Origin of the sequence: Roseibium sp. SCP14 (genome assembly GCF_040329475.1) — a bacterium.
Lineage (GTDB): Bacteria > Pseudomonadota > Alphaproteobacteria > Rhizobiales > Stappiaceae > Roseibium.
This window is the reverse complement of the sequence record NZ_JBDZYH010000006.1, coordinates 131,116-151,547: the sequence shown is the minus strand read 5'-3', so window position 1 is coordinate 151,547 and position 20,432 is coordinate 131,116. Positions and strand designations below refer to the sequence as shown.

19 protein-coding genes are annotated in these 20,432 nt (G+C 56.1%); 13 read left to right on the top strand and 6 right to left on the bottom strand.

The window, feature by feature from the left end; genetic code table 11:
- The first annotated feature begins 163 nt into the window (after nucleotides 1-163).
- From ABLQ08_RS23575 to ABLQ08_RS23555, 5 genes are all read left to right on the top strand, one after another.
- Nucleotides 164-625, top strand: coding sequence for a MarR family winged helix-turn-helix transcriptional regulator (locus tag ABLQ08_RS23575; protein WP_352947261.1), 462 nt, complete (start codon nucleotides 164-166; stop codon nucleotides 623-625).
- Nucleotides 622-1,833, top strand: a complete 1,212-nt coding sequence (locus ABLQ08_RS23570) for a multidrug effflux MFS transporter (protein ID WP_352947258.1) — start codon at nucleotides 622-624, stop codon at nucleotides 1,831-1,833. Before ABLQ08_RS23575 ends, ABLQ08_RS23570 begins: the two co-directional genes overlap by 4 nt.
- Nucleotides 1,834-1,926: 93 nt before the next feature.
- Entirely contained in the window at nucleotides 1,927-2,745 is an 819-nt protein-coding gene (gene folP / locus ABLQ08_RS23565) for a dihydropteroate synthase (RefSeq protein WP_352947255.1), read from the top strand.
- A gap of 1 nt (nucleotide 2,746) precedes the next feature.
- On the top strand, nucleotides 2,747-3,268 hold the full coding sequence (folK, locus tag ABLQ08_RS23560; protein ID WP_352947253.1) for a 2-amino-4-hydroxy-6-hydroxymethyldihydropteridine diphosphokinase: 522 nt from the start codon (nucleotides 2,747-2,749) through the stop codon (nucleotides 3,266-3,268).
- Between the two features lie 83 nt (nucleotides 3,269-3,351).
- Nucleotides 3,352-4,761: a sulfatase-like hydrolase/transferase gene (locus tag ABLQ08_RS23555; RefSeq protein ID WP_352947250.1), complete on the top strand. Its 1,410-nt coding sequence runs from the start codon at nucleotides 3,352-3,354 to the stop codon at nucleotides 4,759-4,761.
- Here the strand turns inward: ABLQ08_RS23555 and ABLQ08_RS23550 are convergent.
- Both ABLQ08_RS23550 and ABLQ08_RS23545 read right to left on the bottom strand, forming a co-directional pair.
- Nucleotides 4,758-5,441 carry a hypothetical protein gene (locus tag ABLQ08_RS23550; RefSeq protein ID WP_352947247.1) on the bottom strand — a complete coding sequence of 228 codons (684 nt, stop codon included), beginning with the start codon at nucleotides 5,439-5,441 and terminating at the stop codon, nucleotides 4,758-4,760. The genes ABLQ08_RS23555 and ABLQ08_RS23550 overlap by 4 nt on opposite strands.
- An 11-nt stretch (nucleotides 5,442-5,452) precedes the next feature.
- Nucleotides 5,453-6,673, bottom strand: a complete 1,221-nt coding sequence (locus tag ABLQ08_RS23545) for an argininosuccinate synthase (RefSeq protein WP_352947245.1) — start codon at nucleotides 6,671-6,673, stop codon at nucleotides 5,453-5,455.
- Between the two features lie 249 nt (nucleotides 6,674-6,922).
- On the opposite strand from ABLQ08_RS23545, the gene ABLQ08_RS23540 reads away from it, so the two are divergent.
- The 3 genes from ABLQ08_RS23540 to ABLQ08_RS23530 are packed head-to-tail and all read left to right on the top strand — an operon-like array spanning nucleotide 6,923 to nucleotide 10,042.
- Complete coding sequence (locus ABLQ08_RS23540; RefSeq protein WP_352947242.1) at nucleotides 6,923-7,321, top strand: DUF3302 domain-containing protein; 399 nt, start codon at nucleotides 6,923-6,925, stop codon at nucleotides 7,319-7,321.
- Nucleotides 7,321-8,472 carry an HlyD family secretion protein gene (locus ABLQ08_RS23535; protein ID WP_352947239.1) on the top strand — a complete coding sequence of 384 codons (1,152 nt, stop codon included), beginning with the start codon at nucleotides 7,321-7,323 and terminating at the stop codon, nucleotides 8,470-8,472. The genes ABLQ08_RS23540 and ABLQ08_RS23535 overlap by 1 nt, the downstream gene beginning before the upstream one ends.
- Nucleotides 8,473-8,488: 16 nt before the next feature.
- Complete coding sequence (locus ABLQ08_RS23530; protein ID WP_352947236.1) at nucleotides 8,489-10,042, top strand: efflux transporter outer membrane subunit; 1,554 nt, start codon at nucleotides 8,489-8,491, stop codon at nucleotides 10,040-10,042.
- Here the strand turns inward: ABLQ08_RS23530 and ABLQ08_RS23525 are convergent, their stop codons facing one another.
- Both ABLQ08_RS23525 and ABLQ08_RS23520 read right to left on the bottom strand, forming a co-directional pair.
- On the bottom strand, nucleotides 10,043-10,696 hold the full coding sequence (locus ABLQ08_RS23525; protein WP_352947233.1) for a hypothetical protein: 654 nt from the start codon (nucleotides 10,694-10,696) through the stop codon (nucleotides 10,043-10,045).
- A gap of 62 nt (nucleotides 10,697-10,758) precedes the next feature.
- Complete coding sequence (locus ABLQ08_RS23520; RefSeq protein WP_352947230.1) at nucleotides 10,759-11,358, bottom strand: TetR/AcrR family transcriptional regulator; 600 nt, start codon at nucleotides 11,356-11,358, stop codon at nucleotides 10,759-10,761.
- A gap of 180 nt (nucleotides 11,359-11,538) precedes the next feature.
- On the opposite strand from ABLQ08_RS23520, the gene ABLQ08_RS23515 reads away from it, so the two are divergent.
- The 3 genes from ABLQ08_RS23515 to ABLQ08_RS23505 all read left to right on the top strand — a co-directional run bounded on the left by ABLQ08_RS23515 (nucleotide 11,539) and on the right by ABLQ08_RS23505 (nucleotide 16,782).
- Nucleotides 11,539-12,000, top strand: a complete 462-nt coding sequence (locus ABLQ08_RS23515) for a (2Fe-2S)-binding protein (RefSeq protein ID WP_352947227.1) — start codon at nucleotides 11,539-11,541, stop codon at nucleotides 11,998-12,000.
- Nucleotides 12,001-12,003: 3 nt separating this feature from the next.
- The gene (locus tag ABLQ08_RS23510; protein WP_352947224.1) at nucleotides 12,004-14,193 is read left to right on the top strand and encodes a xanthine dehydrogenase family protein molybdopterin-binding subunit; all 2,190 of its coding nucleotides are present in this window, start codon (nucleotides 12,004-12,006) and stop codon (nucleotides 14,191-14,193) included.
- Nucleotides 14,194-14,703: 510 nt separating this feature from the next.
- Nucleotides 14,704-16,782: a methyl-accepting chemotaxis protein gene (locus ABLQ08_RS23505; RefSeq protein ID WP_352947221.1), complete on the top strand. Its 2,079-nt coding sequence runs from the start codon at nucleotides 14,704-14,706 to the stop codon at nucleotides 16,780-16,782.
- A 106-nt stretch (nucleotides 16,783-16,888) separates the two neighbouring features.
- On the opposite strand, the gene rlmN is transcribed toward ABLQ08_RS23505, so the two are convergent.
- Both rlmN and ABLQ08_RS23495 read right to left on the bottom strand, forming a co-directional pair.
- Nucleotides 16,889-18,112 carry a 23S rRNA (adenine(2503)-C(2))-methyltransferase RlmN gene (rlmN, locus tag ABLQ08_RS23500; RefSeq protein ID WP_352947659.1) on the bottom strand — a complete coding sequence of 408 codons (1,224 nt, stop codon included), beginning with the start codon at nucleotides 18,110-18,112 and terminating at the stop codon, nucleotides 16,889-16,891.
- A gap of 251 nt (nucleotides 18,113-18,363) precedes the next feature.
- Complete coding sequence (locus ABLQ08_RS23495) at nucleotides 18,364-18,873, bottom strand: invasion associated locus B family protein (RefSeq protein WP_352947219.1); 510 nt, start codon at nucleotides 18,871-18,873, stop codon at nucleotides 18,364-18,366.
- A 270-nt stretch (nucleotides 18,874-19,143) separates the two neighbouring features.
- Between ABLQ08_RS23495 and ABLQ08_RS23490 the strand changes: the two genes are divergently transcribed.
- The gene (locus ABLQ08_RS23490) at nucleotides 19,144-19,710 is read left to right on the top strand and encodes a sigma-70 family RNA polymerase sigma factor (protein WP_352947217.1); all 567 of its coding nucleotides are present in this window, start codon (nucleotides 19,144-19,146) and stop codon (nucleotides 19,708-19,710) included.
- On the top strand, nucleotides 19,700-20,428 hold the full coding sequence (locus ABLQ08_RS23485; protein WP_352947214.1) for a M15 family metallopeptidase: 729 nt from the start codon (nucleotides 19,700-19,702) through the stop codon (nucleotides 20,426-20,428). The genes ABLQ08_RS23490 and ABLQ08_RS23485 overlap by 11 nt, the downstream gene beginning before the upstream one ends.
- The last annotated feature ends 4 nt before the right edge of the window (nucleotides 20,429-20,432 follow it).

Below are 20,432 nucleotides of genomic sequence, written 5' to 3'. Positions count from 1 at the left end.
TATCTTGTCTGGATTTCAAGATTTCGCTGGCCGGCATTCGTGCCGGATTTGGCGCCTTTATACGTGGCATACCGTATTTGTGCAATGCGGGACCTCAAGAGATCATTGACAGGCGTGCGGAACGGGCTTATTTCGTAAGGTAACCTTACTAAATGGGGCGGCGATGAGTCTTCCTTATCCGAATGTCAGCGTCACCATGCTGGTCGTGGATCTGGCCCGGTTGCTCAGGCGGCGTTTCGAAGCGGCCTTGACGGAGGTGGATACCGGCCTGACCGCGGGAGAGGCGCGAACCCTGTTTTACGTGTGGCGTAATCCGGGGCTGCGTCAGGCGATGCTGGCCGACATCATGTTTGTCGAGCCGATGACGCTGGTCGGTTATCTGGACTCGCTGGAAAAGGCGGGGCTTGTCAAACGCTGCCCGGACCCGACAGACAAGCGGGCTAAATTGATCGAACTGACACCGGCAGCCGATCCGCTGCTGGAAAGAATAGGCGAGGCGCTTCACACCGTTCGGGCGAAGGCGCTGGAAGAAATCCCCGAAGACAGCCGGGAAATGCTGGAAACCCTGTTGCAGACCATGAAGGACAGCTTGCTTCAGGAGGCTGCCAGAGGAAAGCAGAAATGACCGTGAGCGGTTCAATCATGAGCGCAAGGCGCACGTCGTTGCTTGGGGCCGGGCTCGTTGCCATCGGCCCCATTTCGATGGCGCTTTATACTCCGGCGATGCCGGCGCTGGTGGAGGCTTACGGGACAAGCGAGGCTGCCGTCAAAATGACGTTGACCTCGTATTTTGCCGGTTTCGCCCTGACACAACTGGTCTGTGGTCCCTTGGCGGATGCCTTCGGGCGAAAGCCGGTCGCGTTGATGTTCCTGTTGCTCTATCTGATCTCGAGCGTTCTGGCGGCGTTTGCACCGACCGTGGAATTCATGCTGGTGGCCCGGGCGCTCCAGGGCGTCGGAGCCGCCGTGGGTATTGCCGTATCCCGTGCGATCGTGCGGGACCAATTCACCGGCGAAGCATCTGCAAAGATCATGAACACCATTGCCATGATGCTCGCGCTCGGGCCGGCTATCTCGCCGACTATCGGCGGCTTCGTTCTTGAATTCTCCGGGTGGCGCGAGATTTTCTGGTGCATGGTCGTTTACGGGGTGGGGCTCATGATCGCGGTTAGCGTTTTCCAAGTGGAAACCAACCCCAATCCGGGCAGATATCATTTGGATCCCGGGCGCCTTGCCTCAACCTACCTGACCTTGTTGTCTGACCCTCGGTTTATGGCACCCGCCCTGTTGATCGGTTGTGGTCTGGGCAATCTCTATACGTTTGCCACCATCCTGCCCTTCGTACTGATCCATGAAGTGGGACTGTCACCCTCCGAGTTCGGCATGACCATGATCCTGCAATCCGGATCCTTCATCATGGGCACGATTCTGACAGGGCGATTGTTGAAGTTTGTAGAGGCTCGAAAGCTCGTGCCCTTCGGTCTGGGTCTCTGGGTCATTGCCGCGGCCTTGATGAGTTTCCTCACACTGACGCGGGAACCGACAATTGCCACAGTGATGGGGCCTGTTGCGCTGTTCGTGTTTGCACTCGCGCTTGTCCTGCCTGCCAGCTTCACGGAATCCCTGGCGCCCTTCCCGCGGATGGCAGGAGCTGCTTCGTCGATGGTCGGGTTCCTGCAATGCGGTGTTGCGATCGTTGCCAGCATATTGATCGCCTTGCTGGGCGATCAGCTGCTGGGCTTTGGAGTCGTGCTTCCTTTCGTGCCGATCATCGGCATTGTCAGCTATCTGCTCCTGAAGAACCAGACGCGGCAGCCAGTGGTTGCCGACTGACCCCAGCAAGGAAACGTGCTGAACGCACACTCGTTACTTGACCGCGTTGGAGCGAGCAGGCATCTGTCTGACTAAAGTAATGAGGGATCCCAGATGGCGAGAGCCGCAGCCTACAAACTCCCGACAAGCCGGCCCCATGTGATGGGCATTTTGAACGTCACTCCCGACTCCTTTTCCGACGGCGGACGGCATAGCGCTGCGGATGCAGCCCTTGCCCATGCCGGGAGGATGATCGCGGAAGGCGCCGATATTCTCGATATCGGTGCAGAAAGCACGCGACCGGGATCTGTGCCGGTCAGCCTGGAAGACGAGTGGGCCCGCCTCGAACCGGTTTTGGAGCCGGTTTCGGAGTTGGGCGTTCCGGTTTCCATCGACACGTACAAGGCAGAAATTGCAAAACGCGCATGTCGGGCGGGAGCGGTCATCGTCAACGATGTCTGGGGTCTTCAGAAGGATCCGGGCATGGCCGATGCCGTGGCCGAGGCCGGTGTTCATGTGGTGATGATGCACAATCGGACGAAAGCCGACGGCAGCCTCGATATTCTCAGCGATATAGACCGTTTCTTCGAGAAATCACTGCAGCTTGCCGACAAGGCCGGAATCGCGAAGGAAAAGCAGATCCTTGATCCCGGTTTTGGTTTTGGCAAAACCATCGACCAGAATTTTGTGATCCTGAATCGCTTCGAAACATTGAAGAAACATGGTCTTCCGATTCTTGCCGGTGCATCCCGCAAGCGCATGATCGGCGCTGTTCTGGGTGTGGAGACTGATGAGCGCCTGAACGGTTCAATTGCCGTGCATATGACCGCCCTTTTGAAGGGAGCCAAGATCGTGCGTGCTCATGATGTCAGTCCGCATGCGGATTGCGTGCGTATGCTGGAAGCAACAATCCTGGAACGGAACCCTGCCTGACATGACATCGGAAAAACACAAAGACGACGCTCCAACGAGGAGTGCGCTAGGGTTTGGGTCGAACCTGGGTGACCGAAAGGCCAATCTGGACGAAGCGGTCCGAAGACTGGAGAAGACGGAAGGTGTCACGCTGGTTGCCCGGTCGTCGAATTACCAGACACCACCCTGGGGACCGGTGCCACAGGACGATTATCTGAACATTTGCCTGGTCGTCGACACGACCCTTTCTCCGCACGAACTTCTTCGTCGTTGTCTTGAGATCGAGGCAGAGCTCGGGCGTGTCAGAGATATTCGCTGGGGACCAAGAATCATCGATATGGATGTCCTGATCTACGGCATGGAACGGATCAAAGACGACGATCTCGAACTGCCGCATCCGCGCATGGGGGACCGGGCCTTTGTTCTGATCCCTCTTGCGGAAATCTGGCCGGACGCTCCGCTTGGAGACGGCAGAACCGCGGCTGAAGCGCTGGAGACCTGCCCGGATCAGGAGGGAGTGATCAGGCTGTCATCAAGAGATTGACCAAGGGACCAAGGAAACCAGATCTTAAATCTGCCGCTCTATACTCTCTGTAACCGGAATTCAGTGCAGAGATAGAGTATCCGATGACCGACGCGACGTTTCCCTCAGGCTCTGCTCCCAGGCCGAGTGGCGGGATTTTTTCTCGTAATGCTCTTTACTTCGCACTTGTTGCGAATATTTTGCCAAGCATTCCCTATTTTGCTCTTTCGGTATTCGTCTGTCCGGTAAGGATCCTGCCGATTTTACTGTATTTTCTCCTCGCTGTTGTAGGGCTTTATCTAAACGTATTTGTGCTGTCGTTTTTGGCTGTTGTTGTAGCTTTTGTAGATGTGGTTCTTGTTGTTTCGGGAATATTCAACTTATCTCCGGTTCTAATTCTCGATTCGGTTAAATATTCGGCAAGTCTGGATCTCTTTTCATTTCTTGGTTATGCAGGTTTTGCTGGTGCTGTCGCGCTCTCTGTTGCTTTGTACGTGCATCTGCTTGTCAAAAATCGGCAAACGTTCAAGCGGGTAAGTCTTTATCCGGCCATTTTGAGTTGTTTTGTGATTGTCGGACTGGACGCCTATTTCAATTTGTCTCCTCAGGTTCTGTTCGCGTCAAGTTTGCAGGAAAACACCGAGTTTTCGTCTGCGATAAAGCAGGCTGCACTCGACGTTCCAGCGCCCCTCGATAACGAGCAGGACGTTCTTATTGTGATGATGGAGGGAATGGGGGCTTTTGCAGATCCTGCAAATCAGAAAGTTCTTTGGGAAATTTTCGAGACGCCCGCGATCGGATCGGCATTCACCGTGTCAACTGGAACCAGCCCGTATATCGGCTCCACCACTTCGGCCGAGTCCCGGGAATTGTGTGGCAAGTGGGGGGATTACACCGACTATCTCACGGACCCCGCATATGACTGTTTGCCGGCAAGGTACAAACAAGCCGGGTACGAGACCGCCGCGTTTCATGCATTTTGGGGGGCTTTTTTTGATAGAACGGATTGGTTTCCCCGGATCGGGTTTGAGAAGCTCAATTTTCAGGAACAGCTCAAGAATGATCTGAACGTTCCTGAAGGAAAAACCTGCGGTTTGACTTTCAAGGGACTTTGCGACCTTGACGTTGCAGACGCGGTGGAAGCCTATCTTGTTCAGCATGACGACAAACCAAAATTTGCCTACTGGCTGACACTGAACACACATTTACCCTTGGAGGCGGGAGCTGCGACACCCCGACTGGGTTGTGAAACCGGCGGGCCTTTCGATGATTGGACCGTTTGCACAATGACCGAGATGTGGATGGATGTTTTGCATCGTGTCAAAGAGATTGCCTTGAACCCCAGCCTTCAAGGTACTCGGATCCTTGTGGTCGGTGATCACCATCCCCCCGTTTGGACCAGGCAGGGGCGAAAGCAATTTGATGCTGGAAAAATTGCCTGGCTGCACTTGGAGCCGAAAGCAGGTGCCAGGAAGCAAATGATGACGGCTGCTTCTCCGAGGTTAGGGAATTAGAGCTCGACAAAGCTTTTCATGTGAAGGCGGGCTGTTGCCGCATCTTGCTGGTGTTCCATGCCAAACGGGCAGGCACGGCGGGCGAGGCATCCGGACCAGCACCTGGTGCTGTTGTCTGTTCTCAGATGATCACGGCAATAGGGAACGTTGTAGCCGTTCCTCAGAGTGATCGCATTTACCGGGCAGATGCTGAGGCAGGGTTTGTCTCTGCAGGTTTCGCATGGACTCGATTCTTTCTCCACGGCAACTTCAACCATTGAAACAGGTGAGAGAAACGCTGCTCGAAAACCGGTCCACGGGCCGTAATCCGTATGAGCCAATACACCGAGCGGGCTTTGTGAGAAACCGCCGCATCTCAAGGCCCATCTTTGAAACGGATGATAGGGCGGGCCGTCAAAGGGAAACAGGACGTCAAATCCGTTCCGGACTGCCACTTCGCCCAGGACACGCCTGGTGTAACGGTCAAGGGGATCCGGTTCGCCGTCGCAGCGTTCAGGACTGGCGGTCAGGGAAGGCCAAAGAGAGGGGCCTGTGCTTCCAATCAAGAGAAATGTTTTGGTGGTTTGGCCATTGGCCAAGTCCGGCACTTCGTCCTGCGGCTTTGGTTCAAACGTGCCGAGATGCAAAAAACCGACGGCAGCGAGGCCTTCTGTCAGCAACGCTTCCGCCGGTTGTTTCATCTCTTCAATTCTCAGCCGATCCGGTCGCGTTTGGCGAGCGTGCGCAGGCGCAGTGCGTTCAGCTTGATGAAGCCGGCTGCATCTTTCTGGTCATAGGCACCCTGGTCGTCTTCGAAAGTGACCAGCTCTTCAGAATAGAGCGAATAGGGCGAGGACCGGCCGACAAGGATGACGTTGCCCTTATAGAGCTTCAGCTTGACCGAACCGGTTACATGTTCCTGGCTCTTGTCGATCAGCGCCTGCAGCATTTCCCGCTCCGGCGAGAACCAGAAGCCGTTATAGATCAGCTCCGAGTAACGCGGCATCAGCTCATCCTTCAGGTGCGATGCACCGCGGTCGAGAGTGATGGATTCCATTGCCCGGTGCGCGGTCAGAAGAATGGTGCCACCCGGGGTTTCATAGATGCCGCGGCTCTTCATGCCGACAAAACGGTTCTCGACCATGTCGAGACGGCCGATGCCGTTGTCGCGGCCATAGTCGTTGAGCTTGGCGAACAGGGTGGCCGGAGACATCTTCTCGCCGTTCAGTGAAACCGCATCGCCCCTTTCGAAGCCGATTTCGATTTCGGTGACGACGTCCGGAGCTTCGGTCGGATCAACGGTGCGCTGGAAAACATAATTCGGCGCTTCTTCAGCCGGGTCTTCCAGAACCTTACCCTCGGACGAAGAATGCAGCATGTTGGCATCGACGGAGAACGGGGCTTCGCCGCGCTTGTCCTTCGGTACCGGGATCTGGTGCTTTTCGGCAAAATCGAGCAGATCGGTCCGGGATTTGAAGCTCCAGTCACGCCATGGTGCGATCACCTTTATGTCCGGGTTCAAGGCGTAAGCAGACAGCTCGAAGCGAACCTGGTCGTTGCCCTTGCCGGTTGCACCATGCGCGATGGCGTCGGCGCCGGTTTCCTCGGCGATCTCGATGAGGCGTTTGGAAATCAACGGGCGGGCGATGGACGTACCCAGCAGGTAAACGCCTTCATAGACCGCATTCGCGCGGAACATCGGGAAAACGAAATCACGGATGAATTCTTCGCGCAGGTCATCAATGTAGATTTCCTTGATGCCCATCATCTCGGCCTTCTTGCGTGCCGGTTCCAGCTCTTCGCCTTGTCCGAGGTCCGCAGTGAAGGTCACCACTTCGCAGCCGAGTTCGGTCTGCAGCCATTTCAGAATGATGGAAGTATCGAGGCCGCCGGAATAGGCCAGCACGACTTTTTTGATGTCACCATGCGCCATTGAAGGAAGGTCCAGTTCGTTGATCTGAGCGGATTGACCGCATCGTTGGAAATTTGCGGCAATTTAGCCGGTTCTATGGGCTGTGCAAGCCCCTTCAAACGGCCAAATGGTCGCCGCCGTCAATGGCGCGCGGAACTCGGTGCCGGTGAGATCGTGATCACTTGAAACTTGCAATTGACTTCCCCTCAGCCGAGGGTGTTACCAAGGTGTAGATTTGCAGATGGCTTTTCGGCCGGGCAAGGAGGTGGAATGGGCCTTATCGATTTCAAACTCGATGTCTATGACTACCTGACGTTTCTCATTCTCCTGCTGGTCGTGATCGCTTTCTTTTACGCGATGATCACCCTGGGTGGTCTGCCCGGCAAGCTGGCGGAAAAGCGCAACCACCCACACGCGGAATCGGTAAAGCTCGGCGGGTGGATCGGGCTCTTCACCATTTTCCCCTGGATCCATGCGCTGATCTGGGCCTACCACGATTCATTGACGATCGATGTCCGGAAGCTGCCGAAGGACATGCGAAAGAAGCTTGAAGGCGGGAGCGCCGTCGATGCTGATGAGAAACTCGACGCCGGAATTGTTTCCCGTTCTGCACCGGAAGAGAAGCCGGGTCACCCTGAAGGCACCAATGGCGACGAGGGCGCTTCCTGATGACGGTCGCTCTGCTCATTCTGTTCTTCTATGCGATTGCAATGTGGCTGGTGTTCTACAAGTACCAGCTCTTGAAGTTCAACATCGCCTGGGGTGTCGTCACATTCTGGGTGGGCTTCCACGTTCTGTTTCTGTTGATCGTTTTCCTGAGATTCTACACGCCTTACACGATTGATGGTCACGTGATCCGTCAGACCATCCAGATCGCGCCCCGATTGCCGCACCCGACGTTGCTGGAAGAAGTGTTCGTGGCACAGAATCAGAAGGTGAAAAAGGGCGATCAGCTTTATCAGTTCGACCAGACCCTATATGCCGCTCAGTTGCAGGAAGCGCAGGCGAACCTGGCAATTGCGCAACAGAACGCGCTGATCCTTCAGGAAGATATTGTCCTGGCGCAGGATGCCCTCGATGAAGCGCGTGCCAATGAGCAATTTGCCAATGAGCAGGTCAACCGGTATTCGAACCTGGTGCCGCGTGGCGGAGCGAAACAGGAAACCCTGGACAAATGGAACGCGCAACTGGCGGCTTCCGAGGCTCAGGTGGCGGAAGGCGAAGCCAACCTGAAAAAGGCTCAACTGGCAGCGGATGCGAAGCTGGATGGCGTGAATGCCCAGGTTGCGGCCGCGCAGGCACAGGTGGATCAGGCGCAGTATTATCTCGATCAGACGACGATCCATGCGCCGGAAGACGGCATGATCGTCAGCCAGCAGGCGCGGCCCGGGCTCGTGGTCGGCGGTTTCAGGGTCGGCGCCATCGCCGCCTTCGTCGCCGATGCCAATCCTTACTTTCTGGCGACATTCTACCAGGAGCACCTGAAATTCGTGGAACCGGGTCAGCCGGTGGAGGTGGCGCTCGACTTCTATCCGGGCCAGATCTTTACCGGCAAGGTCAAGTCGATCTGGGAAGGTACGGGACAGGGGCAGATCAAGCCGAGCGGTCGCGTGCCCGATTTCCTCTTCATGAGTCCGCAGGGCCGGTTTGCAGTTGAAATCGTTCTCGATGACGATCCGGCGCTGAAACGCTACCCCGGGGGCGCACATGGGGCGGCAGCGATCTACACCGGTGGCGGCGGTAGCTGGGTTGCGGTCCTCAGGCGGATCAACATGCGGCTCTATGCCTGGATCAATTTCATTGTTCCGTTTGATGTTTAAGGTGGGTGGAACGGATATGGCTTGGGTGCAGCGGACAGGTCGATGGCTGGCGCTAGGCAGCGTTCTCGTGGTGAGCGGCTGCATGGTTGGGCCGGATTTCGAGCGGCCGGATGCGCCTTTGCTCGACAGCTGGAGCAGCGGTGCAAACCTGCCGGTCGACAGCCGGACCGGCTTTACCAGCCGCAGCGCGAACTCCGTGCCCTGGTGGCATGTCTTCAAGGACCCGGCTTTGAACAGCCTGATCGCCGAAGCTTACAGGCAGAATGTCGAGCTGCAGGCGGCAGGTGTGCGTGTCTATCAGGCTCGTGCTCAGCTTGGGATCGCAAGGGGAGAGCTGTTCCCGCAGGTGCAGGAAATCAAGGGCGGGTCCAAAAGCATTCGATTTAGTTCACAGGACCCCTTCATTCGCGATCTGGAGCGAGCCGGTCTTGTCAACGACCATATCACACGAGTTTCGACCGGGTTTGATGCGGCCTGGGAAATTGACGTGTGGGGAAAGATTCGCAGGGACGTTCAGTCGGCAGATGCCAATCTGAAAGCCAACATCGCCTCGTATGACGATGTGCTGGTAACGCTCACCGGAGATATTGCCGCGACCTACGTTACCGCCCGGGAACTCCAGCAGCTGATTGCGGCGGCGCGCAAGAATGCGGCGCTTCAGAAAAAATCTTTCGATCTCACAAGATTGCGCCTGGAAAACGGCGCCGCGACCAAGCTGGATGTCGATGAAGCAACGGTTCTTTACAACAATACCCTGGCAAGTATTCCCGGTTACGAGGCTGATCTGGCACAGGCCTATAATGCGCTGAGCCTGCTTTTGAGTGAGGCACCCGGGAAAATGAAGGCGCGATTGGGCAAGAAATCCCGCTTCCCGCGGGTTCCGGCCGAAGTTGCCGTGGGTGTGCCTGCCGACATGCTGCGCCGGCGGCCCGACATTCGCTATGCTGAGTATGTTGCCGCGGCACAATCAGCGCAGATAGGCGTGGCCAAGGCAGACCTGTTTCCGGCATTCACCATTTCCGGCGCGATTGGGGTCAGCGCCGACGATTTCTCCAATCTTTTCAAAAACGGGACGACGACCGGGTTCATCAACCCGGCCTTTTCCTGGAATTTTCTGAATTATGGCCGGATCCAGAACAATGTCAGGGTTCAGGATGCGAAGTTTCAGGAAACGCTGCTCAACTATGAAAACACGGTGTTGTCTGCCTATGCCGAGGTTGAAAATGCGCTCACCGCGTTTCTGCGCGCCAAGCAGGAGGCAGTCTACCTGCGTCGCAGCCTGACGGCAGCGCGCAGTTCTGTCGGGGAAGTGCAGGCACAATATGAGGACGGGACCGCGTCCTACAACCGCGTGGTCGATGCCCAAAAGAGTTTGCTTCGCGCCGAAGAAAGGCTCATTGCGGCAGAAGCCAGCGTGTTGACCAACCTCATTGCGGTCTACAAGGGCCTTGGTGGCGGCTGGGTGCCGGAGAACGTCGATGGGCTGATCTCGGAAGAAACCCGTCAGCAAATGGTAGAGCGGACCCGCTGGGGCAGATTGCTTGAAAGCCCGGTCGACAATGCAGGCTGATCACCTGACCAGTTTCGTGTAGATCTTCAGTTCCAATTCGGATGGACCGTCGTTTTCAGATACGATCTGTGGCGTCGGTATCGATCCGATTTCGATGTTCAAGGCAAAGTCCCGCCACGCATTCACCGTATTTGCGAAATCGAGAGGAGAGCGGCAGGCGGCCTGTTGATCTTCGCTGCGCTCCGAATATCGGTGATAGGAAATGTAGTTGTCCAGCGGAATGCAGACATCAGCATCGACACTATCGGTTTCGGCGTCCGTGTCCTGATTGCCGTTTTGAGGATCAACGAGGCGAGCCACCAGATGGTGTGAGCTGGACTTTATGTTGTTGCTCCGCTCAGATACGCGTTCCAGCAACGTAAAACGAGACAAAGTCTTCCAGTCATGGTGGGAGACCTGTTGACCGTCCACGAGCTTGAGGCCGTTCCGGTCAAGCTCTATCCATGTCTGAAGTTGTGGTTTGCCCCAGGCCAGGAAGAGTGTCGCGGCGGATGCGATTGCCACAATGCAGGCAGTTGTCACTGAGGCGATATGGTTTGGCAGGACCGCAACGACGATCAGGCCCGAAGCGAGGCCAATCAATGCGGAAATGCCCGCATTCACCAAACGAGCCTTCATTGCGTCAGGTTTCAGGGGAAGTTTTTCTGAGGTCATCTATCGTCAGCCACGGCTTTGCACGGTCACGAAATTGCAGGATGGCAATGCGGACGCTGTAATTATCCTTCGGAATTTCCATATTTCGCCAGAAACAAGTCGACGCTTTCCTCGATGATGTTTCGTATTTCGTCGCGTTCCGGGACGCGTGCCGCATAAATGTTCGGAAAGAATGCACGTGATTTGATCAGGCCGAGGAACTGTTCGGCGGCAACACCTGGATCTTCTGCGGCGAGTTTGCCTTCCCGCGTTGCGCGTTCGATGAACTCGGCGAAGATAACCAGCTTGGTCATGCGGGAATTCATGTCCGCCGCCAGTTCCGGATCGCGGATTGTCTCGCTCATGATCATCCGGGCAAGGCTCATGAAGCAGGGGTTGATCATCAGTTCGCCTTCAGCCCAGCCAAGCCGGATCAGGGCGTCCCGGATCGGCAGGTCGGGGTCATAGGGAAGCTCCAGAGCGGAATTGATCTGGTCGGCGAGGCACTGGTTGATGGCCTTGAACAGGACATCCTTGCTTTCGAAGTGATTATAGACCGTCCGCTTGGAAACCTGCGCGCGTTCTGAAATGCGGTCCATGCTGGCACCAGCGTAGCCCTTTTCCTGAAACTCTGCGATCGCGGCTTCTATGATCTGCTTTTTTTTCTGATCTGATACGGACATTCTCGCCTCAAGCGCGCCCCTTTCTGCATTTCTGTCATACGACAGTCCCCCAGCCCTTTCATCCCAAAAAATAAGCCTTATGTAAACTAGGGCGTTTACATATGTGAGAACTGAGATTACACTGCACGGTGTAGTTTACACCCTTAAGCCAGTTAAGGCCAGCCAAGGGAGACGTCCTTCATGTCAGTCACTCTCAAAATCAACGGGGAAACGCGCACGCTGAATGCCGACCCCGAAAGCCCGTTGCTGTGGGCGCTGCGCGATGAACTTGGAATGACCGGAACCAAGTTCGGTTGCGGCATCGCTTCCTGCGGTGCTTGTACCGTCCATTGGGACGGCACGCCCATACGTTCCTGTCAGACCATGGTCGGAGATCTGGAAGGGGCGGAAATCACCACCATCGAAGGCGTAAACGGCAGGGCCGCGGAAGCGGTTCAGGCTGCCTGGAACGAGCTGGATGTGCCGCAATGCGGTTACTGCCAGTCGGGTCAGATCATGGCCGCCGCAGCGCTATTGAGCGAAACGCCGAAGCCGAGCGATGAAGACATCGATGCGGCCATGGACGGCAATGTCTGCCGTTGTGCCACGTATGCCCGTATCCGCAAGGCGATCCACGTTGCCGCAGACAAGATGGAGGGATAAGCCATGTTGCATCTTTTGCAAAAGCCGCTTGAGGCACAAAAACCCTCCCGGCGCACCTTCCTGAAAATGTCGGCCGGCGCGGTCGGTGGTCTTGTGATCGCGATGAATCTGCCTCGTTCTGCCGAAGCTGCTGCCGGCGCAGGTGAGTTTGCCCAACCGTTTGTTCATATCCGGCCAGACAACACCGTGGTTGTTCTGTCCAAGCATCTGGACAAGGGGCAGGGCGCGGCCACCGGCTTGTCCACGCTTGTTGCAGATGAACTGGACGCAGCACGTGAACAGGTCTTGGTCGAATTCGCTCCGTCGAATCCACAGCTATATGCCAATCTGCTGTTCGGCGTGCAGGGCACCGGCGGATCTACGGCCATGGCCAACTCCTTTATGCAGTACCGTCAGGCAGGTGCCGCGGCAAAGGCGATGATCGTGGCAGCGGCAGCAAAGGAATGGGGCGTGCCGGTAGGTGAAGTCACTGTGTCTGCCGGGGTCGTGTCTCATCCGTCCGGCAAATCCGCAACGCTTGGCGAGCTGGCCAGTCTTGCAGCGGAGCAGGATGTCCCGGCGGAGCCGGCTCTGAAGTCGCCGGATCAATGGATCTATATCGGCAAGTCCTTCCCGCGTCTGGATGTGAAGAACAAGACAGTCGGAGCGCCAAAAACCTACACCATGGATTTCCAGCGTGATGATCTTCTGGTTGCCGTCGTGGCCCGGTCACCGCGTTTTGGTGGCAAAGTGAAGTCGTTCGACGCTGCTGAGGCCAGGAAGGTGCCTGGGGTGGTCAATGTGCTGCAGATCCCGAATGGTGTTGCCGTGATCGCCAAGTCCACCTGGCCGGCAATCAAGGGGCGTGACCTTCTTCAAATCGAATGGGATGACAGCGAAGCCGAAACCCGATCCAGCGATGCGATGTTCACAGAGCTGAAGGAGATGACGTCGAAGCCGGGTGTCAAAGTCCGTGAAGACGGTGACGTGGATGCGGCCCTCGACGCTTCAGCACGCGTCATCGAAGAAGATTTCGAGTTTCCTTACCTCGCGCACGGCGCGATGGAGCCGATCGACATTGCAATGATGTTCGACGGCGAAACCGCGGAGTTCTGGTTCGGTTCCCAGATCCAGACCATCGACCACAACGTCGCAGCTACCGTGTTGGGTATTCCGTTTCAGAACGTGAAGATCAATACGCTCTGGGCCGGCGGGTCATTTGGGCGCCGGGCGCAGGCTGATGCTCACCCGGTGGTGGAAATCACGACCCTGGCCAAGGCCATGCAGACGGCCGGCATGCAGCCGGCACCGATTAAGATCGTATGGACGCGCGAAGACGATATGGCGGGTGGTTACTACCGGCCGATGTCGGCGCACAAGATCAGGGTTGGTCTCGATGAGAACAACAATGTGACCGCGTTCAAATACAACATTGCCGCCAAGTCGATCATCAAGGGAACCCCGTTCGAAGCCATGCTGATGAAGGATGGAGTCGACCACAACATGACTGAAGGGGCGCATGACACAACGTACGCCTTCCCGCTCATGAACATGGACCAGTCCTTCCAGGAAACGAAGGTTCCGGTTCTCTGGTGGCGGTCCGTTGGTCATACCCATACGGCCTATGTCATGGAGACCATGGTCGACCGGCTTGCAAGGGAAGCAGGCAAGGATCCAGTTGCCTATCGTCTTGAAATGATCAAGGACGATCCGAGGAAGGTGAATGTCCTGAAGCTTGCGGCTGAAAAGGCCGGCTGGGACAAGCCGGCTGCCGAAGGCCGTCACCGCGGTGTCGCGGTTCACAAGTCCTTCGGGTCTTACGTCGCCGAAGTTGCGGAAATCTCCTTCCGCGAAGACGGTACAGTCAAGGTCGAGAAGGTTACGGCTGCCGTTGATTGTGGAACACCGATCAATCCCGACAACATCCGGGCCCAGGTCGAGGGTGGTATCGGTTACGGTCTGGGGGCTGTCCTGCGCAACCAGGTGACGTTGGTCGACGGGGTTGTCGAGGAGACCAACTTCGACACCTATGAACCCTTGCGGATTTCCGACATGCCGGAAATCGAGGTACATATCGTTGCTTCAAACGAAGCGCCGTCCGGTATCGGTGAACCGGGGACACCCCCGATCGGGCCGGCTGTCGCAAACGCGATTGCGGCTGCCAAAGGCGAGTGGGTGACCACATTGCCGCTGACCAAGTCCGGGCTCGTCTGAACCGTCGAAATCAGAAAAGAGAAAGGCCGCCATTGGCGGCCTTTCGTTTGTTTGGCAACCTCTTCGAAATGACGATCAACATGGCGGTCGAAATCTTCCTGGATGGCGTTTTTCGGAATGAGATACGTTAGCCGTCGAACCGGTTTAGATAATATCTTGAAGGGGATGTCATATGAACTGAGTCGCACTTCGCCGATTCACTTGATGTGCTTCCTTAAGTGGTGGAGGCGTGTTTCATGTCTTAAAACTAGTAATTCAAAAATTAAAAACAACGTAGAAATTACCATACTAGTTACTTGTTACAGGTCATTTCTATTGATGGTTTTAAAATATATTTTGTTCAACTTAATTTCTAAAAATTTAGGAAGTAAAAATAATATAATTAACTGAAGAGTAAGCTGAAGCACATGACCCTACGACAAGCGTATTCAACTTTAGGAGGGTGCTGTGGGGGCCCGGTTCTCTAAACTCAGCTTTCGTTTGCCAGCAATCATATCCGGTTGTTCGGTCGTGGCAGCTGTCCTCGTCGGTGCACTGGCCTACTGGGTCAGCTCATCCAACATCGAAGAACAGGCGGAAGAGAGACTGTCGGCCTTGGCAAAGGTGCGAAGCGACGATCTCTCGCGCTATCTGGACTCAATCGTTCAGGATCTGTCCGTAACGGCAGAAAGCCCATTCGTGAAATCAGCTCTGGTTGACTTCGAGGCTGCCTGGACCGGTCAGGAGGGCAGCCCGCAAGACAATCTGCAAAGTGCCTATATTCACGACAATCCGCACCCGACCGGGGAAAAAGACGCCCTTATGAGTGCGGGCGAAACGCCTTATGACCTTGCCCACGCGCAATATCATCCGTGGTTCCGCACCATGCTCAAGACTCGCGGCTACTACGACATCTTCCTGTTTTCCGACGACGGGTCACTCATCTACACCGTTTTCAAGGAACTGGATTACGCGACAAATCTCTTGTCGGGCAAATACAGGGAAACCGATCTCGGCAATGCGTTCCGCGCGGCCTTGAAGGGTGGCGAGGGAAGTGTCCACTTTTATGATTTTAAACCCTACGCTCCGAGTGCCGATGCACCTGCCAGTTTCATCTCGACACCTGTCTATGATGACGGCAAGCGTCTGGGCGTTCTGGTTTTTCAGATGCCCATCGACAATATCAACGCGATCATGGCCGACGTCCCAGGGCTGGGCGAGACGGGTGAAGCGATTCTGATCGGCGCCGACAAACTGTTCCGAAACGATTCAGCAAAGACGCCCGACCGGAACGACATTCTGCAAGACAGTCTGCAAAGTGAGGTTGCCGATACCGCACTGGCCGGCCAGTCCGCAATCGGGCACCTGGAAGATTTCCGGGGTCAGACCTTTATTGCCGCGTCTGCCCCGCTTCAGTTCCAGGGCGTGAACCTTGCTGTTGTCGCGGTTGAGGCCGAGGAAGAAATCCTGCTGCCGGTGACGGCTCTGCGCAATCAGATTGCAATCATCAGTCTTGGCATTCTGGCCGTCATGACATTCGTTGGCTGGCTGGCTGCGCGGTCAGTGGTTCATCCGATCAAGAACCTCGTTCAGAGCGCGGTTCAACTCGCCGGTGGCGATGTCAGTGTCGAGTTTGCTGAAGCGAAGCGCCAGGACGAAGTTGGAGAAATCGCCTCGGCGATCGCCGGCTTCCGTGACGGAGTTGCCGAACAGGCCCGCCTGGCTGAAGCCCGAAAGGAGGAAGAGCGGCAACGCACGGAGCGCCAGCAGCGGATCGATTCACTGATCGATACTTTCAGAACCGAGTCTTCCGATCTGCTCGGAGTTGTGGAGGCATCCATGGGAGAAATGCAATCGAACGCTTCCTCCATGATGTCGAGTGCCACCAGCGCTTCGGAAGAAGTGAACAGCGCAGCCTCGGCCACCACTCAAGCCTCGGGTAACGTTCAGCTCGTTGCTGCGGCTACTGAGGAACTTTCGTCTTCGATTTCCGAAATCGGTCAGCGGATCGAGGAAACGAACCGGGTTATCGCCAACGCGACCAACCAGACCCAGACCAGCACGCAGATGATGGAGCAGCTCTCCTCTGGGTCCGCCCGCATTGGTGAGGTTATCGGACTCATTCAGGCAATCGCCGAGCAGACCAACCTGCTTGCTCTGAATGCGACGATCGAAGCGGCCCGCGCCGGTGAGGCAGGCAAGGGTTTCGCGGTTGTCGCCGCAGAGGTGAAAGAGCTTGCCACGCAAACTTCCAAGGCAACCGAAGACATCTCAAACCAGATCGCGGACATTCAGGCGGCAACGGAACAGGCCGTTACCGCAATCCAGGGTGTCGCGGAAATCATGGTGAAGGCCAATGAGAACACAACGTCAATTGCCGCAGCCGTCCAGGAACAGGATGCAGCGACGGGCGAAATTAGCAGAAGTGCTTCGGAAGCATCAGCCGGGACGTCCGCTGCCAGCGACAACATGTCGAATGTCAGCGCGTCCGTCGGGTCCACCTCCATGTCGGCCCAGGCAGTAGAAGAGGCAACACAAAACGCGACTGAAAAGCTAAGCAGCCTGAATGCGGCGGTAAACGAATTCCTGCGCGAGGTCGCTGCCGCATAGGAGTGTGAGCAAAGCATCAAAAAACAAAACGGCGGAACATTTCCGCCGTTTTTTCTTTTACATACTTCGTGAAATTCGACCGGCTTTGTAGAATCAGCCGGGCCACTCAAGAAGCCTGCAGCGCTTCCCGGTCCTTCTTGCGCATGCGCTCGGAGGCAGACTTCAGCTGTCCGCAGGCTGCAAAAATGTCCCGGCCGCGCGGTGTCCTGATCGGTGAGGCGTAGCCGGCACGGTTGACGATGTCTGCGAACTCCTCGATCCGTTCCCAGTCGGAGCATTCATATTCAGAACCGGGCCACGGGTTGAACGGAATCAGATTGATCTTGGCTGGAATGCCTTTGAGAAGGCGCACCAGGTCCAAGGCATCCTGATTGCTGTCGTTCACGTCCTTCAGCATCACATATTCGAAGGTGATCCGTTTGGCGTTCGACAAGCCCGGATATTGGCGACAGGCGTCGAGAAGGTCCTTGATGTTCCATTTCTTGTTGATCGGAACGAGAACATCGCGCAAATCATCGCGAACGGCATGCAGCGAGATTGCGAGCATGCAGCCGACTTCGTCACCGGTTCGGAAGATCTCGGGCACGACACCGGAGGTCGAAAGCGTGATCCGACGCTTGGAGAGCGACAGTCCGTCACCATCCGAGGCGATCAACAATGCCTTTTTCACATTGTCGAAGTTATACAGTGGTTCGCCCATGCCCATCATGACGATGTTGGACACCAACCGGCCTTCGGAAGGCACGATGGCGCCCTGGGGAGTGTCGGCGTCCGGGAAGTCTCCCAGCCGGTCACGGGCCATCAGAATCTGCGAAAGGATCTCTTCGGACGTCAGGTTTCGCACGAGTTTCTGAGTGCCGGTGTGGCAGAAGGTGCAGGTGAGCGTGCAGCCGACCTGTGAGGAAACGCAGAGTGTGCCGCGGCCTTCTTCCGGAATATAGACGGTTTCGACTTCCACCGGCCGGCCTGCACCTCGCGGCGGAAAGCGAAACAGCCACTTGCGTGTGCCGTCTACCGAGATCTGTTCGGATACGATTTCCGGTCGTGCAATGGTGAAATTCTCATCCAGCTTTTGACGAAGGTCCTTGGCGATGTTCGTCATTTGCGAAAAATCGGAAACACCGCGCACATACAGCCAGTGCCAGAGCTGCGACGCACGCATGCGCCACTGTTTCTGCGGCACGCCGATCGTCCCCATGGCTTCGCCCAGCTCCTCGCGCGACAGACCTATCAGCGTAGGCTTGTCGTCACCAGGCAGCGTTGCGGAAGCTGCGGCTGAAACTGTCTGCGCGTTCGGATTGTCCCGCGCGATGTCGAGCGTAGTCGCCATGTCGTGATCCGTTGTTTCTCCGGCGCTCGTCAAGGCGTTGCCATCCAGGGAACGCGGCTGCCGGGCCACCTGTTCTTGCAGGTGAAAACTCTGGCGATCCAAAACCACAAACTGCGCTGAAAATCAAGCTTTCCGAGCCGCATTGGTGCCATGCAGCCGTAAAAGAGCGCTCTTCGCCAAACGCAAATGCCCGGCCGGATGCGTATGAAGCCGACCGGGGATAAGCAAAAAAGGAGAAGAAAGCTGGCGAATTATCGGCAGGCTTGGGCAGCGGTGTCGATGGCCGCGGTCACGCCCGAGAGCGAGAACTTGTAGGTTGTCCGCGTGCCGCGGCTGGATTCGCCGTTTACCGTCATTTCGCGACCGGCTTTCATAGCGGATACCAGCTGTGCTTCCGTTGCCGCGTTTTCCACCCAGGCACCATCATTGTTGGTGAACAGAGTGAAGCCTTTGCCATCAACGTCGACATTGACGGAGGACTTGTCCTTGAACGGATATCCAACCAGCAGGCTCGGCTCGGAATTGACACCTTCGGCCGGTCGGGAGGTCACGAAAAAGAACACGTCCCCATGATTGCGATCGCCCGGAAGCAGGGTGGTTGGCTTTGTCAAAGCGTAGCACACCTTACCGCTGCCGCTGGTCAGCGCATATGCCGCCCAGTCCTTATGCTGCTTCAGCAGCGTAGGGGTTTGTGCGAAAGCCGCTGCACTCGAAACGGCAAGACCTGCGAGGGCCAGAACCAGCGATTTTGCTTTCATCATCTCCACACCGTTTGGCTATGAGTTTCTGTCAAATTCAATTCAATTGGTCACTGACATATAAACCTAGCTTTAATGATAACTTAAAGCGGGTTACGAAAGGGTTGAAGCCCTGTCCCAGATCAGTCTGTTTTTCAGGCCCGGTGGACAAAGGCTTTGCCTCAAGCCATTTGCGATAAATCGAGGCAACAGTGTGGCAGAGCGGCGGAACTGCCTTTCGAAATCCTGCAAACCTGCTAAAGATTTAAGGATCGACAGGGAGTTTAGTGATCTTTGGCGCAATCGCAGTACTTTTCCGAACTCATTGTCAAAGTCGCGGCTGAACGAGACAAAGCTGCATTTGTTGAATTGTTTGATCATTTTGCCCCGCGTTTAAAGGGTTACTTGATGAAACAAGGCGCGGATGAGGCTGTCGCAGAGGAAATAGCGCAGGACGTCATGGTGACGCTTTGGCGCAAGGCCGAGCTGTTCGATCCAGAAAAATCTTCCGCCAGTACATGGCTGTTCCGTGTTGCCCGTAATCGCCGCATCGACAGACTACGGCGCAAGAAGACTTCGGAGCTCGATCCCGAAGAACCTTCGCTGCAGCCGACACCCTTGCCGGATGTAGCCGACGAGATGGATGCGAGATTGCGCGAACAGCGTGTCCGGGCGGCGCTGGCGAAGTTGCCGGATGAACAAAGGGAAGTCGTACAGCTTGCCTTTTTCCTCGGGCGGTCCCACAGCGAGATTTCTGACGATACGGGGTTGCCTCTGGGAACCGTCAAATCGCGGATACGCCTTGCTTTTGGAAGGTTGCGCCAACTGATCGAGGCCGATGAGGCCGTCGATGTCGATTAGGTCTTCACTCGCGATTCTTTTCCTGTTTTTGGCTTCCGGACCTGCGTCAAGTGCGACCGCCTTGCCGGAAGGATTTGTTTTTCTCAAGGAAATCGTTCCCGATATCCGTCAGGACATACGTTATGCGGGACGAAATAATTTCATGCGCCAACGTTTGCCCGGATATCAGTCGGCAGAATGCGTCCTGACCGAGGCTGCCGCCAAGGCGCTCGGCAAGGTTCAGAATGCAGCGGTTCGAGCTGGCTTTTCCCTGGTGACCTTTGACTGCTATCGGCCCCAACGTGCCGTCAATGCCATGGTCGCCTGGGTGGCCGACGGAAGTGGAACCGATCAGGCATATTTTCCAAGAGTGTCCAGGTCTGGCCTCGTCCGCCAAGGCTATATTGGCGCCAAGAGCAGTCATGCCCGCGGATCAACGGTTGATGTTGCTCTGGAGCCTTTGTCCGGCGAGGTCGCAGCCGGGCGAAACTCCGCGAGCGTCTGCGCGCGAACCGATCGCGAGACAGCGGACTTCGGGACGCCTTTTGACTGTTTCGATCCAGATAGCCGTACTGATTCAGTGGATGTTGCGGCTTCTGCCCGGCAACTGCGAAAGACGCTTGTCGATCTCATGCGCAAGGGCGGGTTTCGCAATTATCCGGGTGAATGGTGGCATTTCACGCTGATTGATGAACCCTTCCCGAAAAAGTCTTTCGATTTTCCAATCAAAAGTCGCTAGTGCC